Consider the following 15,389-nt stretch of genomic DNA (forward strand, 5'->3'; position numbering starts at 1 on the left):
TTTAGCTGACTCAAGCTATTAACCTGAACCAGCATTATTATGTATTATCCCATGAAGACTGCTGCGAACAACATATAAGCGAAGTATGTAACGTAAACCAAGCTTGACAATGTTTGTTTGAGTGAGCGCTTTTCTAACTTTTTAAGATGTTTCTCAGCATTTCTTTCTACTGTTAAATCTGCTTTCTTTTTAGGTCTCACAATCCCATATACAAATCCTAGCACTAGGTATAGTAACATGATTAATGTAGGGAATAAGTATGGATCGCTATTAAGTGAAAAACAGTAGTATAAGAATTGAACAATCACTACACCGATAAGTGGAACAAAGCATAATAGCATTTTAATCGCCAGCTCTTTATTCGGTTGATAGTTGTCTGCGCCTTCCTTTTGCTTTTTAATATCCTCTTTTGCTTTTTAATATCCTCTTTTGCTATTTCAATAGCTAACCCTCTAGCAATTCCGCCTTTCACTAAAACCACTAAGTAAAATGTTAGAAAGAAAATCGTGAATACAATCAACATCAATTATCATTCTCCTTTAATTGTTTAATTTTAATTATGTATTATTTTGAAACTTGAGTGTGTTTGCCTTTCTTACCTTTTAATGCTTTACCTACAAGAACAACTCCAGCTACTACTAATACTTCAAATACAATGCTTACTCCACTTGGTACATATTTCGAAACAATGTCATCATGTACAATCATTTTAGCTGCTGTGTAAGCAATGATAGCTGATCCGATGTAAACTAAGATTGGAAAACGATTCATGTAAGTTGAGATGATTTGGCTACCCCATACTACGATTGGGATACTTACCACTAATCCAATTAAGATTAATAAGAAACTACCATGTGCTGCACCTGCTACTGCTAATACATTGTCTAATCCCATGATGATGTCTGCTACTACAATTGTTTTGATTGCTTGCATTGTACCGTTTATTACTTTGTTGCTTTCTCCTTCTTCTTCACCTGCGATAAGTTTAGCTGCTACCCATACTAGCAACACTCCACCGAAAGCCATTAATAAAGGAATACCTAGAAGTTTTGTTGCTAAGAATGTCAATCCTACACGAACTACTACTGCTCCAACTGTTCCCCATAATACTGCTTTCTTACGTTGAGCTTCAGGTAAATTACGTGTTGCTAATGCCATTACTACTGCGTTGTCTCCTGCTAGTACTAAGTCAATCCCAATAATCATTAATAGTTGAATTAAGAAATCCATTTAACACTCTCCTCTTAATTTTAATACCATTCATGATATGTAATTAGAATACTATCCTCATCTGATTTAAACTCTAATTCCGTCATCCACCTCCCTAAGATGATTCCTTTGTAATAGACATCAACTTTATTATTATGTGGTGAAAATTTAACCTCTGCTTGCTCAGGAGTTAAGTTATGCTTATTTAGTACATTAGTTATGAATTGTTCTTTTGCGCTTGCAATTTTATCTGTTTTAATTCTTAGTTGTTTAGTCTCCATTATGTATTCATTCCTTCTAATGTTGCGATTGCTTGATTGATGTCATTTAAGTCTTTTTCATATTCTTCTGATTTCTTTGGTAAGAATGAAATTCTAGGAAGCTTACTTTCTAATAACCTCTTTTCTTGCTTAAGGATTTCTAATGCACGATTCATAAGAATTCACTCCTTTTCTATTACCTCCAGAAGCCTTTTAGCATTTAAGATAGCCTCTGGAGAACTTGCTTTCTGAATAAATGAAGCTGTGTTGAAGTTTTCTTTATTCATCTCAACCTTATCAACTAACTTCCAATATGAAAGTAATAAATGTTTGTCACTGCTGATTTTATCTCCATATTTTTCGATTATGTATTCAACATTCTTAACTATTTGGTTCACACATTTTCATTCCTAGTAGAGAATAGCCCCCTACATCTGCGTATGGATTTTCCTGCATCAGATCACCGTCAGGATTACTAAAGATACGATTTTGCTTATCAATAATGCGAACCTGTAATAAGATGTGCTGTAATAAACTTTCTGGAATTGTATACGTATTATCTTGTTCATTTTTATAGTTCTGTAGGTATATCTTCATTAGATCGAACGCTTTAGAGAATGAGTCGCCATAGGCATTCTGCTTAGTATCCACGAGCTTGCCTAGCTCAGTTGCTTTAGTTTCAAAGTAACCAGCTTCATTAGTTGTTTGCGTAACTAGCTCTAATTCGCTCTCATAGAATTGATATTGAATTCCTTCTAAATAATATTCATTAAAATTTTCATTTACTGTAGATTTAACCACTTTCTCAACCTTCAAAGTTTTCCCTTCATGATCTCTTAAAGCGTAATTACCACCTGTCACCTTTACCGTATCTCCAACATTAAACTTAAATTCGCCCACTTGAACATCTCCTTTTTTATAATTTATTAATTAAATTAATTCTTCTTGCGTATAAAGTTTAGCTCCTCCACTTTGATAAAATAAATTGAGTAAATTCTCAGTAGTGTCAGCTTTAAGTTTTATCTTGCTACTGGTACGTTCTTCTGATTTCAATCCTGTGTATGTATCGTGATGTTTAAGTATGTAATCAACTACCATTTGCTTATCCTCTTTAGTTAGATTCATTTCATCCATCCCCTTAGTTTTATTAAAAAGTTACGTGACCCCTAATCATAAATCTAATTCCATATTTGTCATCGGCTTCTCGTGCGTCAACGTCATCTTGATAGTGCATTGCGTAAATTTTATTCTTGTTTTGCTCTCCATAATACTCAATTACTTCTTCAACTGTTGAGTGAACATTGTTTGGAATTAACGAACAGTCTTGGAAGATTCCTTTCGTACTGTCGTTAACATGTTCGATTAATCCGCTATCTTTCAAATTTTTAATATCTGATGAGTAGATAACATTGTATCCATTCAAATCATAAAACTTTAAAGCTGTCGATGTCATTCCTTCACAGTGCATATTATCTGTTTCAATAAACTTAATTCTGTGACTCTCGATGTTAAATTCTCCAACACCTTTGAATGATCCTAGAATCCCTACTGTGAAATAATCGTTAATCGTAAGCCCGTCTGTACACAATCCTTTTTCAATGACTTCGTAAAGTTCATCTATCATATCGAACCTTACCCAAAGATTAGGTTTGTGGTCGTAAATCCACTTACACTTTTGAGCAAACTCTTCAAGTCCTCCACCGTGATCGCTATGTAAGTGAGTAATGAAGATATCTGTAATGTCAGTCTCTTTAAATCCCCCTTCATATAAGCTGTATCGTAATGTTGTGCCAGCGTCTACTAGTAATTTTCTGCTGCCTAGTTCAAATACAAAATTGTTGTGATAGTATTTCGTAAACGCTCCATTTACTCCTAAAGCTGTAGCTTTAATCATTTAATCACTATCCTTTGTTAATTATTTAATTTATAAACTTTCTTGTGTTGTCTTCCTAGTCTCATTGCTTCTGCTTCAGACTCTACATAGATATCGAGCCGTTGATTTCTTATATCCCCACCTTTGTCTTGGCAAGTTCTAATTCCTATCGATTCAATTTCTAGTTGAGTTCCACTAGGGATTTCAGGAGGGCAGGCAATTGTTACACCTGCTCGTGTTCTTACTCCTGAACTTGTGATTCCGTAGTCTGGATCACCTTCACTTTTACCTGTGCTTTGTTGATGATTTGTGTAAAACGTCAATTCATATGTTCCTAATAGCTGTTTTTCACTGTTTGGGTTTGAATAAAATCCCTCTTTTCTAGAGATTTCATTCTCATCATTTTTAACTTTTTTATCTTCATTATTTATAATTTGTTTACTTTTATTATTCTTACTTGACTGATCCGACTCCTTTCTCTTCTCCTGAAAATTTTCAACCTCTTTCTTCAGCTTCTCATTAGCTGCTTCTAACTTTTCGTTCTGATTATGTAATTCTTCATTCTCTTTTGCTGCTTTATCGTATGCATCTGTCTTACTATCAAGCTTATCTTGGAGAACATCATACTGTTTATCTAGTAAGTTAATATTCTCTTCTAAGTCTTCAACTTGATTTTTATGCTTACTCTTTAATTCCGTGATTTGTTTATCTCTTGTTGTTATAATTAGTTTACTATCTAATGTTATTCCCGTCAACCCCAAAATAGCACTTGTTACAAATATTTTTATAATTATTTTATTTTTATTATATTTGATATATGTAATCTTATCTTTTAAATTCAACAAACCATTCCCTTCTCTATTTTAATTCCTTATTCGTTCTGTTTGCAACGTTAAATTACCTCGCTCATCAATATCTTCAATTAATGCTACAGTATGATTATAGATAGAATTCTTATAGACTTTAGGCATAAAATTGCTTTCTCTTCTAAAGCCTGTTACCATCAATTTTATTCCTCGTGCAAACCATGACTTCTCTAATACTTTTTTCTTGCCATCTCTGTCCACTTGAGAAATCTGTCTGTCGTAGTGGCTATATGCTCCACCATAAAACTTAACCACAACTACACCTGAATCTGTTAGTAAAGTTACGGTGTGTTTTATTTTGTCTTTATCCAATACAGTGCCTACAATCCTACCAATTTCATATTCTTTCATTTCTCTTCCACGCCATTCATGTGTGCTAACCACTTTTGGTTCTTCAGATAAAGAGTGGAAGCTGCGAATACCGTATTTCTCTTTGTTTACATGTTCCAGTTCATGAGAAGTATGATAGAAGCCTAAAGATGACATTTCCCAACTACTAAGAGTTCCTGAACAATACTTGTTCCACTCGTCTTCCATCAAACTGCTATTCAATAGATACAACGCTTCCTCACCAGTAATCCAAACTTTAATTTTTTCCATCTTTTTGTCATATTCTTTCTTGAATTGTTTCTCGGATATGACCACTTTTCCGTCATGGAAATCAACTATCAAGTTATCTGGAAAGTGTTCATTAAAAAAGTTTGTAGATATGTCATCTAATATAAGTAGTCGATCTTTAGGCTTAGATATATTTTTATGTACTTTTTTAGAGATGTAATCTTTAAATTTAAAGAATCTCACTTCTAATCGATAACGCTCAGGAACTAAATTGTACTCAATGAGCATTTTTAGATTCGACATTGTAAGCTTAGTTTTGGGTTCAACTATCATTTCTATAAAACGTTTCATAATTATCAAGCGATCATCAAATGAGTCAAAGCAGCCTGCTTTAATTAGGTGGATCATATGTGATTTTTTTAATAATCCAGTTGAAAACATTTTTGAAATAAAATCTTCAAATGATGTGAATGGTCTATTCGCAATTATGTCCTGTACAACTGAATCTCCAATTCCATTAATCCCTTTTAAACCGAAGATGATACTGTTATGTTCTACGTCAGGGGTAAAACCAAATCCAGCTTTATTAATATCTGGCAATGTTACTGTGATTCCACGTTGCATCATATTTCCTATAGCTGTTGCTACTTTTCCATATTTAGTTCCTTTGTTGTCCTCGCTGTTTTCATCAGCTCCTGCATTCACAGATAAACACGCTGTATTCCAGTATACTTGTGGATAAAAATGGGCTAAATTCATTTCTTGTAATGCTATTAAAGAATATCCAACACTGTGTAAACGACTAAAACTGTAACCTGCTTGCGGAAGTATTTGTGTATCCCAAACGTATTGAAGTAATTCTTTACGAGCCATTGCTTTCTCCTTTCTTAAAGAATAGTTCTTTTACTTCTTTGATAATCTTCTCTTGTTTTTTAGCCACTCCCTTACGCAATTTATTACTTTCTTGAATAGTAAAATCAGCGATGTTTTGATCCATTGAAAGTAGCATGATACCTTCTTGAGACTCAGACACTCCATAAACCTCATCTAAGTGCTTCTTCAATGTCTCGATCTCTTGTTCGTTTAATCCATAGTCTTTCATTTCTTGTATCCATATCTCAGGATTATTTTTGTGCTTTACATATTTGTCTACAGGCTGCTCTCCATTATCAGGCATTAATCTCATCAATGAGTTTGCAATCGCCAACTCTACCACATTAGAAGGCTTAACTTTTTTTGCACATTGTAATCCAACTGGAGTGTCAAATTGAAATAAATCAGGGATAGCATTGTCACCAACTTTTTTCCACATTTCATCATCATCATAATTCAATACATCAGGATGCAAATATTTATCATAAGTATCTCGTAAATTGCCTTGCCATTCTAAATATCCATCTTTTATGAGCATATCCATACAAGAGCGAATACGATCTAAAGCCTGAACAGTCAACATATCTACCTTTAAATTTCCCATATACACGATATTCTATTGTTTCCAATAGCGCAGACTATATCATCAACTCATTGAGTTGTTCGGCACTTCCAACGGTGCTAATATCCGCTGTACTCCCAATTGGGATAGTCGTTGAACCTTGTCAGCACACTCCTATTTATTCCAATAGTATCCTCTGTATAGGCTTTTGTTTTTTATAGCCCTATATAAACCAGAGTGTCCTTTTATGTTTAAGTGCTCCAAAGCAAGCTGTACGGTATTAAAGACCTTTATAACTTCTCCAGTTTCATCACTCATATAAACCTTAACTCCATTTAAAGCATTTTCTCCCTTTTTCCCATATAACGGATGATTCTCTTTATTCTCTAAGCGCTTTTTCATAAACATGCTACTCTTTTCTCTTGATTCAGGTGTGTTTTTAGCCGCTTTAAGATTTTTTAACCACCCTTGAAATTTATCATCTGACATAAAATCTTTTATGTTTTTTCCATGCATAGGGTTGTTTTTTCCTGAGTTCTTTTCGCTTAACAGTCTTTTGTGTTCTTCAGAGAGTTTTTTACCTGCATTCGCCAATGAAATCTTTTTTCTGGTTTCTTCTGAGTGACTTTTTCCATACATGGGATTTTTCTTTCCGAGCAGCTTTCCTTTTATTACTTTTGCCACTTTTTCTCCATGTAGTTTTCTGTACTGAAGGTCTTTATCTTTCCACCATAGTTTACTTTTTTGAGATTGGTTTTTAGATAAGATTGATCTTTTTTCAACAGACAAATATTGATAAGTGTTTCCACCAACTCCACCAATAGTGAAATTACATTTAGCTTGCCCTAGAGCTTTTAGCTCTGCAATTCTTTCGACCTCTAAATTAAAAGCCTGCTGCTCAGTTAGATTTGATTCTATTATCCTCACAGAACATTTATGCTTAGATATAGTAGACAGAAAATATTGGTTTCTTTGGTGTAAATCGAACCTTCTCAAGCCTGTTCCTTTTCCTACATAAATAACTTCTAATGTAGAATTTTTAAACCATTCATAAACATAAAAGTTTTTCATTGTATCACCCCATTTATTTTTTTGAGGTGCTGACCTTGGCACAGGATTGCCATATCTTTAATAGACTTAGGTTCCCCTGTTAGCACATTCATTAAATTGCCATTTCCTGCAATTACTGTGCGTTGAATGTACACCGCTTTTGCTTGCGTTCACCGAATTTGCTATCAATGTCTCCATTGAAAGGGACTATTTTTAATCCGAATCATTCATATCGAATTGGGTAGTAGGTTGACCAGAAGAAGCTCTCATCATCGCATTGTACTTGGTATACTCATCGTTATAAACATATACACCTGACGCATGTACAGACCTGCTTTTTACAAGGTTCTCTATCTTAAGTGCAGTTTCTTTTAATTTAGGATGCTTTTCAACAGCGTTTATTAATTCTTTGATTGGTTTTCTTTCCTTTTCTTCATTTCCGAAAAAACAATCAGACAAACTCCAGTTTTGACCACGTTCAGCAGGAATTAGTGTAGTTAAATAAGCTGCTTCATCAATATCAATTTTTAATCCCCTTGCTGCCGAAAGCAGTGCAGATCGACTCCCTTCTGTACCAAATGTTGCAATGTTTAATACTTGTTTCTCACCGAAATAGTCTTTCAAGGCTTGAAGGATTTGCCCTCGTCTATTTTGTTGTGAATCTAAATCAATATCTGGTAATTCTGGTCGTTCTGCGGTAAGGTGGCGAAAATGTGGAAGATTGTAATCTAAAGGGTTTGCTTGAACAATTCCTAATAGAAAATTAGTTAAATACCCTGCACTACTACCCCTAGAAACACCACATAAGGAGTCTCCATCTGTCCAAATCAAGTCCACAATCTTTTTTGTTAATACGTAGTAAGAAGACATGCGATCCTCCAATTTCTCAGATATATTCCACAATTCCCCTAACTCTGTATCAATACGTTCTAAGACTTGATAGAAGTATTCTTTTTCTAAACCCTCTTTTCTAATTTTTTCATTAAATCCTTTCTCGATTAAGTGTATTAGAAAACGGTCAATTTCATGTGGAGAATGAGCATAATTTTTTATGTATTTGTATTTATCATATACTGGACTAAAAACATGTTCCAATTCAAAATTTCCAGTTTTAATATGCGGAATTACGGTTTTTCTTTTTAAGTCAAAAATGTCAAGCATTTCAGCAATTAACAGAGTATTGTTAAAGCCATCTTCAATTTCATCTTCTGTTAAATGATTCAGCATATATTCTTTAATTTCAGAAGGTTGCATTACGTATGCAGATTCATAAAAATCGTCTACCTCACGATCTCCTTCTTGGCTTTGAAGGTAGATTTTGTGAGCCTCTCTATCCTCTTTCTTTAGATAATGTCCATCTGTAGCAATAAGATATCTAAGTTTATACACTGAAGAAAGTTCTATTAATTTTCTATTTACAAGTTGTTGTTCAGGATTATGAGAAGGTTGTATCTCAAAAAAGAAATTCTCTTTTCCAAAAACATCGATACAAAATAAGACAAAATCATGAAGCTTCTTTTTATATTTAACTACATTCACTTGATCATTCATTTCCTCATATTGATTCCATTTCAATATCATTTGAGGAATAAAGCCTCCCAAGCAAGCTGTGGTAGCAACAACATCTCCTTTTTTTACGGTTTGCTTTAAGTTTTCCTTAAAAGTAGGCACACGCTCCATAAAACCAGTAGAAAACATATTCTCCCAAGCTAATGAAGATAAAATCTTAAGCTGCTCATATCCTTCAATATTTTTTGCTAACAGTAGGAAGTGATAAAACTTAGTATCTTGATTTTTGTTTTTATAATTCTCTTTTAACTCCTCTAAATCACTTTCGTCTACTAAATAAATTTCATTTCCTAGTCCTATTTTTAAATCATTATCTATCTCGCCTTTATCTTTCAAGTCTTTGTATGCTTGAATGAATTTAACGTGACCAGAGAGAGATTCGTGATCAGTTAAGCAAATCCCCTTTAATCCAATTTCACTTGCTCTTTTAATTAGCCCTTCTGGTCTATTAATACAGTCTAAAAGCCTAATGTTACTATAGTGACTATGATTATGTATGGAAAAGTACATCATTATCAACCTCCTTTATTATTTATAATTATTTTACTTTAATATTATGTATTCGTCAACTAAAATATTAATTCTTTATCTTTTACGTCCTTAATCTCATAGTCATTAATAACGATTTGAGCTGTCTTTCTTCCCTTGTACTCATTTAGATCACACTTGCCTATAACATCTATTGTGAAATCTTTTCCCTTGAAGTGCTCTTCATATTCGTCATCTGGACACCACTTCTTAATAATGTCTACTCCATTAGCTTTAAGTTTAAGAGTTCCTGTCTTACCTGCGTTTTTTCCTTTAAAAAAGCTTATGTCCTTACTTTTAACTTCTATGTCCTTAATTACTAACAATGGTTCCTCTACGTTTCTACTCCAAGTGTCTCTATATTTATGTATCTCTAATACCAATTCAGAAGTTAATTGCTTACATGGAACAACAAAGTCTACTTCGTATGTGTCTAAATCTACTTCTACGTCTTTTAGTAATTCATTAAATAAACTGTTGGCTTCGATTAACTTCTTACTGTCAATACCCACGCCTAGCGCATTGCTATGTCCACTACAGTAATTAAATAATCCAGTTTCATTTAAGAACTCTTTAAAGTCTTTAATGTGTCCCTTATCATATCCACGAGCTGAACCTTTGCACTCTCCCTTTGCGTCAGGTCTAATTAATAAAGTTGGTCTTTTGTATTTATTTGAGACTTGGTTGGCTACCAAACCAGTAAAATCCTTATCAATGATTCCTGCAACATTAACAATCAAAACTTTGTTACTGAGAAGGTTCTTTTGCTCAATACGTTCCTCTAGAATGCCAACTCCTTTCTTTACTGCTTTTGCTTGACGTTGCTTTACATTCCCCATCATTCGAGCTGTATTAATTGCAATTGGCTCATACTTTTCGACATCACGGTATTTATAAAACACCTCTTCATCTGACTCTAAGAATGCTCTCATCATTTGTTCTTTTTCTTTTTGTTTTCCTGAGCGCACTACAGCATTAATCAAAGGAATAATATAAAAAGTTAGATTGATAGCATTTATCTCACTCCCCATAGAATAATCCTGTTTTTCCAAGAGAGCTTTATAAAGAGGATTACAAACTTTATGCATCCCCTGTAACGCATTATATCTTGTTCCTAATTCCTGCATGTCTGCCATGTCTCCGATAATGCCAATAGCAGCTAAGTCCGAAAATTCTTCTGCATAATTTACATCTAGTTTGCTATCTAAAGCTCTACAGAACTCCAGTACAATGCCAGCCCCAGTCATTGCCTTACTATGATAGTCTGGAGACAGTTGATTATTTACTACAATTGCATTTTCCGATTCCTTTTCACATTCATGATGATCTAATACAATGACATCAATGCCACGTTCTTTTAATTTAGCATGTTCTTCGTATTGCTCTGAACCAGCATCAGGAATAATCACTAAATTTACATCTTTAGGAACTTTATCTACAAAGACACCGTGCTCCTTTCCATCTTGTAAACGCCATTCAATATCTACTTCAGGATACACTCTCTTTAAATAATTGATTAAAATAGCGCTTGATGTATATCCATCTGCGTCAGCGTCAACTTGTATAAAAATATTTGATTTATTTTCAATGTGTTTTAATAAACATTCAACTGCTTTTTCAATATTAACTAGGGTGCTCCAATGGTCTGTAACACTCTCATCTAAATTTAGAAATCTCTTAATATCGTCAATCCCTCTATTCTTTAAAATAGTTTCAATGGGATCAACAAAAAAATCATTCTCTCCAATTAACTTATATTTCACACAATCGCCCCTTCATTTAAAGTTTTCACTTCATACTTTGCCTTCATTAAATCCTCTAATACTTTCTTACCTCTATCACAAGGAGCTTCACGATAGTCTATCCATCCAAAATCATCCCATAATACGTAAACTGTGCAATATGGAGACAGCATGTTTGCAAACTTCATAATCTTTTTAGCATAGATTTCAGCTTCTTTACTATCTGGATCATGGTACATCTTATCCATACAAAAAAATACCTCCTCGATTCCTAATGATAAAATAATTTGCACATGGAATCTCGATAATGTGCTACCACATATAGCTGCTGAGAAATTATCCTCTCCATAGAAATCCTCGCACATTAGTACAGACTTCTCACTTTCAAATAAAGCAATCTTCTTTAATCTTTTTATCGCATCTTTCGTTTTATGTAGTCCATATAGATTTAACATAGTCTGATGATTATATTGTGTCTTACCTACTAACAAAGGCATATATTTTCTACCTGAGTCTACATCCTCTTTTCTCATCGCTCTCCCACGAATACCAACAAGGTTGTTATCAATGTCGTAATGGGGTATAACGATTCTATCATCTCTTAAGTAGTAACTTATGTTAAACTTCCTCATAGTCTCATGGCTAATACCTTCATTTAGCCATGAGATATGTCCATAAGGAGAGAATAATTGAAAAACATTATGATTATGTATAACTTTTAATTCTTTATTTATTTGTTTTTTCTTTTTGTATCTGTTGATGAATTCCCAATCACTAATTAAGTGACTGTTTACCTTGTCTAATGCTGTATCAGCACTGTAATACTTACCTGTCAAACTGGCTATGTATTTAACTGCTTCAGGGAATGTTAACTCAATTCCTTGGTGTTTCTTAGATTCCATTGCTAAGTTATAGACATCCATATTTTTTCCACAATCTGTGTAGCAATGAAACTCTTTGCTGTCATCATAGTAATGCAGTTTGTGCTTGCTTCCGTGATGGCAAACTGTTTGGAATATCATCTTATCTGCTAACTTTAAGTCGCTGCCAAGATCAGCAAGAATAAGTTTTATGTCTGCTTCTGTTAAGCTTTCTTTAATCTTATCTTTATCTAATGCCATAAGGGATGCTCACCCCTTAAAAAATAGGTTCTTCTGTTTTGATTTCAGTCGGTTGAATGTCAATAAGTTCGTAGTCATTCGTTGTTAAGAATAGCTCTTCGATACGCATAGTATCATAATCAATATGTAACCACAGTTTTACGTTCTTATGTTTTGTCATACGATTCTTATAGATGTGATAAACAATGTTTGGAGTAGGATAAAATCCTTCTCTTAAGATAGGCTCTAGAGCTTCCATATCAGCTTTAGTTGGCACTAATGCAATCATACCTTTTTGAATCTTATCTGCCATTGCTTTTGATCCACGTAGTAAGTTTTGGTCAGCATCCTTAGCTTCTTTCCATTCACCATTTAACTGAGAAGCTGTAGTAATATGTACGTTGAATTTTTCTGCAATTTGAACCAGTCGGAACATGAACATGTAAAGTACCATATCTTCACGTAAAGACATACCTCGTGACATTTCAGCCATTTCTTGAAGAATTTGAACAGAAAGGTGGATATAGTCAAAGTAGATATATTGTGCTTTATTCTCGATGATATGTGTTTTGATAACAGTTTCAATTAACTGAGTGTTGAAGTTAGGTATGTATTCAATCCAGAAATTTGTTCTATCTAAGATTTCAGTTGCTTTTTCAACACGTTCGAATTCTTCTTCATCGCATAGCCCATCTTTAATCTTTTCTTCTTTAACTCCACTGATATAGGCTAGAATTGTAGGTTGCAACAATTCAGCTTCCATTTCAGTACTTATGTACAGTACATTTTCGCATCTATTTCGCTTAACCCACTTCTTGGCTTTTAAATCATAAAACTCATCAATAGCCATATCTGTAGCTTCTGCCAATGCAATCCTTGTTTTACCTGTGTTTTGTGGGGCTGATCTAAGCATTACAGTTTTAGTTTTTGCGCCACGAAAGATTGTGTTTTGCAGATTCCCGATTAAGGAAATACCAAAGTCAGGCTCTTCTTGATATTTCTTAATTAAATCTTTTGCTCCTTTACTGGCATGTTGAGTGACTTTGTTCTCATCAGTAAGAAACACGTTTCTAATTTTTAGCTGCTTTTCTTCAAAATGGTTAACGATATCGTCAATTTTCATCTTGTCAAACTCTTCCATCATTTCTTCACTTTCTCTAGGAGAAACAATAGAGTCATCATAGATTTCTGTGATGTTAAAACCTGCTTCACTATACGCTCTTAATAAGCTGAACTTTTTAATTCGATTGTAGTTATATTCATAATTTTTTATCTTGCTATTTTCTTCTGCATTCTGTAAGTACTCAATTCCATCATTGTCTAAGAAAATCTTATATTGAATATCATAGCTAGAAAGAAAGCTATCAATCATTACAAAATCAATATCTTCAATACCTTGACTGTATAAGTTGTTAATTGCTGCGAATACAATTTTATAAAATGGTTCATTGTTTACCTTAAAATCTTCTACACTAATTGGGTACTTTTCTTCTTCAAGTAAAGATGGTTTCTGTAGTAAACAACCAATTACTTGAAATGCTGCCCGTTTATCAAATACTGCCAACCTCTACACCTCACTTATAATGCGTTCATGTCTATCTGCTCTATTTTCTTTTTAACTTTCATCTCAGGAGATTTAACAGTTACTACCTTTTGCTTAATTTCTTTTCCTGCTGCCTCTTTTACACTCTTCTCCACATTTTTTTTCAGTATGTAATGTTTCTTTGCTTTCTCGTAAACGTAAGGAACAATCCCTATTCCATCTCCCTCACGAGGGTTGTTCTCACTGGTTTCGTAGAAATACCTTAAAGCTAACTCGATTCCTTTTAATTTATATTTGAAATCTGTTTCGAATTCCTTAATTTGCTTTAACATCATTCCTGTTGGAGCATCAATTCTATATAGCTCACATATGTATGCAATTAAATCTTTGCGATCCTCAATTGATTTCTGCTTATCCTTTAAGCAAGCCTCGTGATAATATCTTTTTTGATGTGAGACTGCTTCCTCTTTTTCCATCATTTTTTCACAATGAGGACATTTAACTTTTCTCGCCATTCACACCATCCTCTACTTAAAACTAAAGGGAGCAAAGAAAACCTTTACCCCCTTCATTCAATTATTCAGCTAATAAATCTAACAGTTCATCTAAAATTACAGCCATGACTTGAACTTGCCCTTTCTTACACTCTGTAACTCGTTTTCCTTCTCCCAAATGTTTCTCCACAATCTCTGTCAGTTCATCCCATTTATCAGCTTTTTGGAACTGACCCGCAACTGTTTTCAACTCTTGCATGATTTTGTCATAGTCAAGCTCTTCAGATGTGTAAGACTCTTTTTGTTCTTCGTATGTAACTGCTTTAACTCCTTCCGCTTCTTCTTGACGCTCAATTGCATCTGAAATCATTTTTTCTAAGTTCTCTGCTGTAAACTCTTCAAGGTGTGTGTCAATGTAGTCAAAGCGAGATCGAGCAAAGAAGTTTTCTGTTTCAGCAAACCATGCAGATGATTTAACTACTTTTCCATCTTCATCGATTCCATTTGAAGTCAAGTAAGCAACAACGTCAGCGTTGTCTCGGATAGGTTGCATACTACGTGCATCGCCCTTTGGAATGATTTGATTAGTATCATTATCTTTTTGCTCGTGACCGATGAACAATAAAGTAAACCCTGACTTCATCAACTTGTCTAGTTCAGTCCAGAACTCATTTTCGTATTCTTTCCATAGTCCATAACCGTTGTTTCCTTCACCAATAGTTTCAACTCCATGCTTTTTGCATAAGAAGTCTTGGCAATAACGTGCAGCAGTAAATACTTCATCGAAGATGATAGTTTGATAAAGTTCTTTTGCTTTATCTAATGTTTTAGGATCAGTCAGTTGCTTATTTACTTTCTTGAAGTCTCTCCAGTTGTTAATCGGCAAAAACGGAACTCCACTAATTGCACGAATACCATCTTCAAATCCTAAGTAGAAAGGCTTTTTCATACGTGTTGCCTGTTTTGTTTTTCCTGTAGAGTTGTTTCCGTAAACTAGAATCATTTTACCGTCTAAACCTTTTGCTACTACTGAAACCTGTGGATTAAAGATATCGAATGTCATATATGTATTTCCTCCAATTAATTTAATATTTTTTGTTAGAGAGGATGAGGTTTCCACCCTCTCATCTTAATATCCTATTTAACTTATATGTATTAATTT

The 15,389-nt window shown here is 33.9% G+C and carries 19 protein-coding genes; all 19 read right to left on the reverse strand.

What is annotated here, in order from left to right:
• Positions 1 to 44: 44 nt before the first annotated feature.
• Positions 45 to 341, reverse strand: coding sequence for a hypothetical protein (locus WKH56_RS19870; protein ID WP_342836284.1), 297 nt, complete (start codon positions 339 to 341; stop codon positions 45 to 47).
• The gene (locus tag WKH56_RS19875; RefSeq protein WP_342836286.1) at positions 308 to 523 is read right to left on the reverse strand and encodes a hypothetical protein; all 216 of its coding nucleotides are present in this window, start codon (positions 521 to 523) and stop codon (positions 308 to 310) included. The genes WKH56_RS19870 and WKH56_RS19875 overlap by 34 nt, the downstream gene beginning before the upstream one ends.
• Positions 524 to 564: 41 nt before the next feature.
• On the reverse strand, positions 565 to 1,230 hold the full coding sequence (locus tag WKH56_RS19880; RefSeq protein WP_342836287.1) for a TerC family protein: 666 nt from the start codon (positions 1,228 to 1,230) through the stop codon (positions 565 to 567).
• Between the two features lie 20 nt (positions 1,231 to 1,250).
• Positions 1,251 to 1,490 carry a hypothetical protein gene (locus WKH56_RS19885; protein WP_342836288.1) on the reverse strand — a complete coding sequence of 80 codons (240 nt, stop codon included), beginning with the start codon at positions 1,488 to 1,490 and terminating at the stop codon, positions 1,251 to 1,253.
• Complete coding sequence (locus WKH56_RS19890; RefSeq protein ID WP_342836290.1) at positions 1,490 to 1,645, reverse strand: hypothetical protein; 156 nt, start codon at positions 1,643 to 1,645, stop codon at positions 1,490 to 1,492. The genes WKH56_RS19885 and WKH56_RS19890 overlap by 1 nt, the downstream gene beginning before the upstream one ends.
• 6 nt (positions 1,646 to 1,651) lie before the next feature.
• On the reverse strand, positions 1,652 to 1,867 hold the full coding sequence (locus tag WKH56_RS19895) for a hypothetical protein (protein ID WP_342836291.1): 216 nt from the start codon (positions 1,865 to 1,867) through the stop codon (positions 1,652 to 1,654).
• Positions 1,851 to 2,369 (reverse strand): hypothetical protein, encoded by a 519-nt coding sequence (locus WKH56_RS19900; protein ID WP_342836292.1) that lies wholly within the window; start codon positions 2,367 to 2,369, stop codon positions 1,851 to 1,853. Before WKH56_RS19900 ends, WKH56_RS19895 begins: the two co-directional genes overlap by 17 nt.
• A gap of 30 nt (positions 2,370 to 2,399) precedes the next feature.
• On the reverse strand, positions 2,400 to 2,594 hold the full coding sequence (locus tag WKH56_RS19905; RefSeq protein WP_342836293.1) for a hypothetical protein: 195 nt from the start codon (positions 2,592 to 2,594) through the stop codon (positions 2,400 to 2,402).
• A gap of 22 nt (positions 2,595 to 2,616) precedes the next feature.
• On the reverse strand, positions 2,617 to 3,363 hold the full coding sequence (locus WKH56_RS19910) for an MBL fold metallo-hydrolase (RefSeq protein ID WP_342836295.1): 747 nt from the start codon (positions 3,361 to 3,363) through the stop codon (positions 2,617 to 2,619).
• 17 nt (positions 3,364 to 3,380) lie between these two features.
• Positions 3,381 to 4,184 carry a 3D domain-containing protein gene (locus WKH56_RS19915; protein WP_342836297.1) on the reverse strand — a complete coding sequence of 268 codons (804 nt, stop codon included), beginning with the start codon at positions 4,182 to 4,184 and terminating at the stop codon, positions 3,381 to 3,383.
• Positions 4,185 to 4,205: 21 nt separating this feature from the next.
• Complete coding sequence (locus tag WKH56_RS19920; RefSeq protein ID WP_342836299.1) at positions 4,206 to 5,639, reverse strand: helix-hairpin-helix domain-containing protein; 1,434 nt, start codon at positions 5,637 to 5,639, stop codon at positions 4,206 to 4,208.
• Positions 5,629 to 6,243 carry a hypothetical protein gene (locus tag WKH56_RS19925; protein WP_342836301.1) on the reverse strand — a complete coding sequence of 205 codons (615 nt, stop codon included), beginning with the start codon at positions 6,241 to 6,243 and terminating at the stop codon, positions 5,629 to 5,631. The genes WKH56_RS19920 and WKH56_RS19925 overlap by 11 nt, the downstream gene beginning before the upstream one ends.
• Positions 6,244 to 6,375: 132 nt before the next feature.
• Positions 6,376 to 7,272, reverse strand: a complete 897-nt coding sequence (locus WKH56_RS19930; protein WP_342836303.1) for an NUMOD3 domain-containing DNA-binding protein — start codon at positions 7,270 to 7,272, stop codon at positions 6,376 to 6,378.
• 192 nt (positions 7,273 to 7,464) lie between these two features.
• Positions 7,465 to 9,333: a PHP domain-containing protein gene (locus WKH56_RS19935; RefSeq protein ID WP_342836305.1), complete on the reverse strand. Its 1,869-nt coding sequence runs from the start codon at positions 9,331 to 9,333 to the stop codon at positions 7,465 to 7,467.
• A 56-nt stretch (positions 9,334 to 9,389) separates the two neighbouring features.
• Positions 9,390 to 11,111: a DHH family phosphoesterase gene (locus WKH56_RS19940; RefSeq protein WP_342836307.1), complete on the reverse strand. Its 1,722-nt coding sequence runs from the start codon at positions 11,109 to 11,111 to the stop codon at positions 9,390 to 9,392.
• Positions 11,108 to 12,211, reverse strand: coding sequence for a hypothetical protein (locus WKH56_RS19945; RefSeq protein ID WP_342836309.1), 1,104 nt, complete (start codon positions 12,209 to 12,211; stop codon positions 11,108 to 11,110). The genes WKH56_RS19940 and WKH56_RS19945 overlap by 4 nt, the downstream gene beginning before the upstream one ends.
• Positions 12,212 to 12,227: 16 nt before the next feature.
• Positions 12,228 to 13,754 (reverse strand): DnaB-like helicase C-terminal domain-containing protein, encoded by a 1,527-nt coding sequence (locus WKH56_RS19950; protein ID WP_342836311.1) that lies wholly within the window; start codon positions 13,752 to 13,754, stop codon positions 12,228 to 12,230.
• A gap of 14 nt (positions 13,755 to 13,768) precedes the next feature.
• Positions 13,769 to 14,248: a hypothetical protein gene (locus tag WKH56_RS19955; protein ID WP_342836312.1), complete on the reverse strand. Its 480-nt coding sequence runs from the start codon at positions 14,246 to 14,248 to the stop codon at positions 13,769 to 13,771.
• Positions 14,249 to 14,309: 61 nt separating this feature from the next.
• The gene (locus tag WKH56_RS19960; protein ID WP_342836314.1) at positions 14,310 to 15,290 is read right to left on the reverse strand and encodes an ATP-binding protein; all 981 of its coding nucleotides are present in this window, start codon (positions 15,288 to 15,290) and stop codon (positions 14,310 to 14,312) included.
• Positions 15,291 to 15,389 lie beyond the last annotated feature (99 nt).

It is taken from the genome of Priestia sp. SB1 (assembly GCF_038898415.1).

Bases quoted from the DNA above. Each gene is read 5' to 3' on its own strand.
- WKH56_RS19890 (WP_342836290.1), bottom strand. From the start codon at position 1,645: ATGAATCGTGCATTAGAAATCCTTAAGCAAGAAAAGAGGTTATTAGAA.
- WKH56_RS19925 (WP_342836301.1), bottom strand. From the start codon at position 6,243: ATGGGAAATTTAAAGGTAGATATGTTGACTGTTCAGGCTTTAGATCGT.
- WKH56_RS19905 (WP_342836293.1), bottom strand. From the start codon at position 2,594: ATGAATCTAACTAAAGAGGATAAGCAAATGGTAGTTGATTACATACTT.
- WKH56_RS19875 (WP_342836286.1), bottom strand. From the start codon at position 523: ATGTTGATTGTATTCACGATTTTCTTTCTAACATTTTACTTAGTGGTT.
- WKH56_RS19955 (WP_342836312.1), bottom strand. From the start codon at position 14,248: ATGGCGAGAAAAGTTAAATGTCCTCATTGTGAAAAAATGATGGAAAAA.
- WKH56_RS19880 (WP_342836287.1), bottom strand. From the start codon at position 1,230: ATGGATTTCTTAATTCAACTATTAATGATTATTGGGATTGACTTAGTA.
- WKH56_RS19870 (WP_342836284.1), bottom strand. From the start codon at position 341: ATGCTATTATGCTTTGTTCCACTTATCGGTGTAGTGATTGTTCAATTC.
- WKH56_RS19930 (WP_342836303.1), bottom strand. From the start codon at position 7,272: ATGAAAAACTTTTATGTTTATGAATGGTTTAAAAATTCTACATTAGAA.
- WKH56_RS19885 (WP_342836288.1), bottom strand. From the start codon at position 1,490: ATGGAGACTAAACAACTAAGAATTAAAACAGATAAAATTGCAAGCGCA.
- WKH56_RS19935 (WP_342836305.1), bottom strand. From the start codon at position 9,333: ATGATGTACTTTTCCATACATAATCATAGTCACTATAGTAACATTAGG.
- WKH56_RS19910 (WP_342836295.1), bottom strand. From the start codon at position 3,363: ATGATTAAAGCTACAGCTTTAGGAGTAAATGGAGCGTTTACGAAATAC.
- WKH56_RS19920 (WP_342836299.1), bottom strand. From the start codon at position 5,639: ATGGCTCGTAAAGAATTACTTCAATACGTTTGGGATACACAAATACTT.
- WKH56_RS19960 (WP_342836314.1), bottom strand. From the start codon at position 15,290: ATGACATTCGATATCTTTAATCCACAGGTTTCAGTAGTAGCAAAAGGT.
- WKH56_RS19945 (WP_342836309.1), bottom strand. From the start codon at position 12,211: ATGGCATTAGATAAAGATAAGATTAAAGAAAGCTTAACAGAAGCAGAC.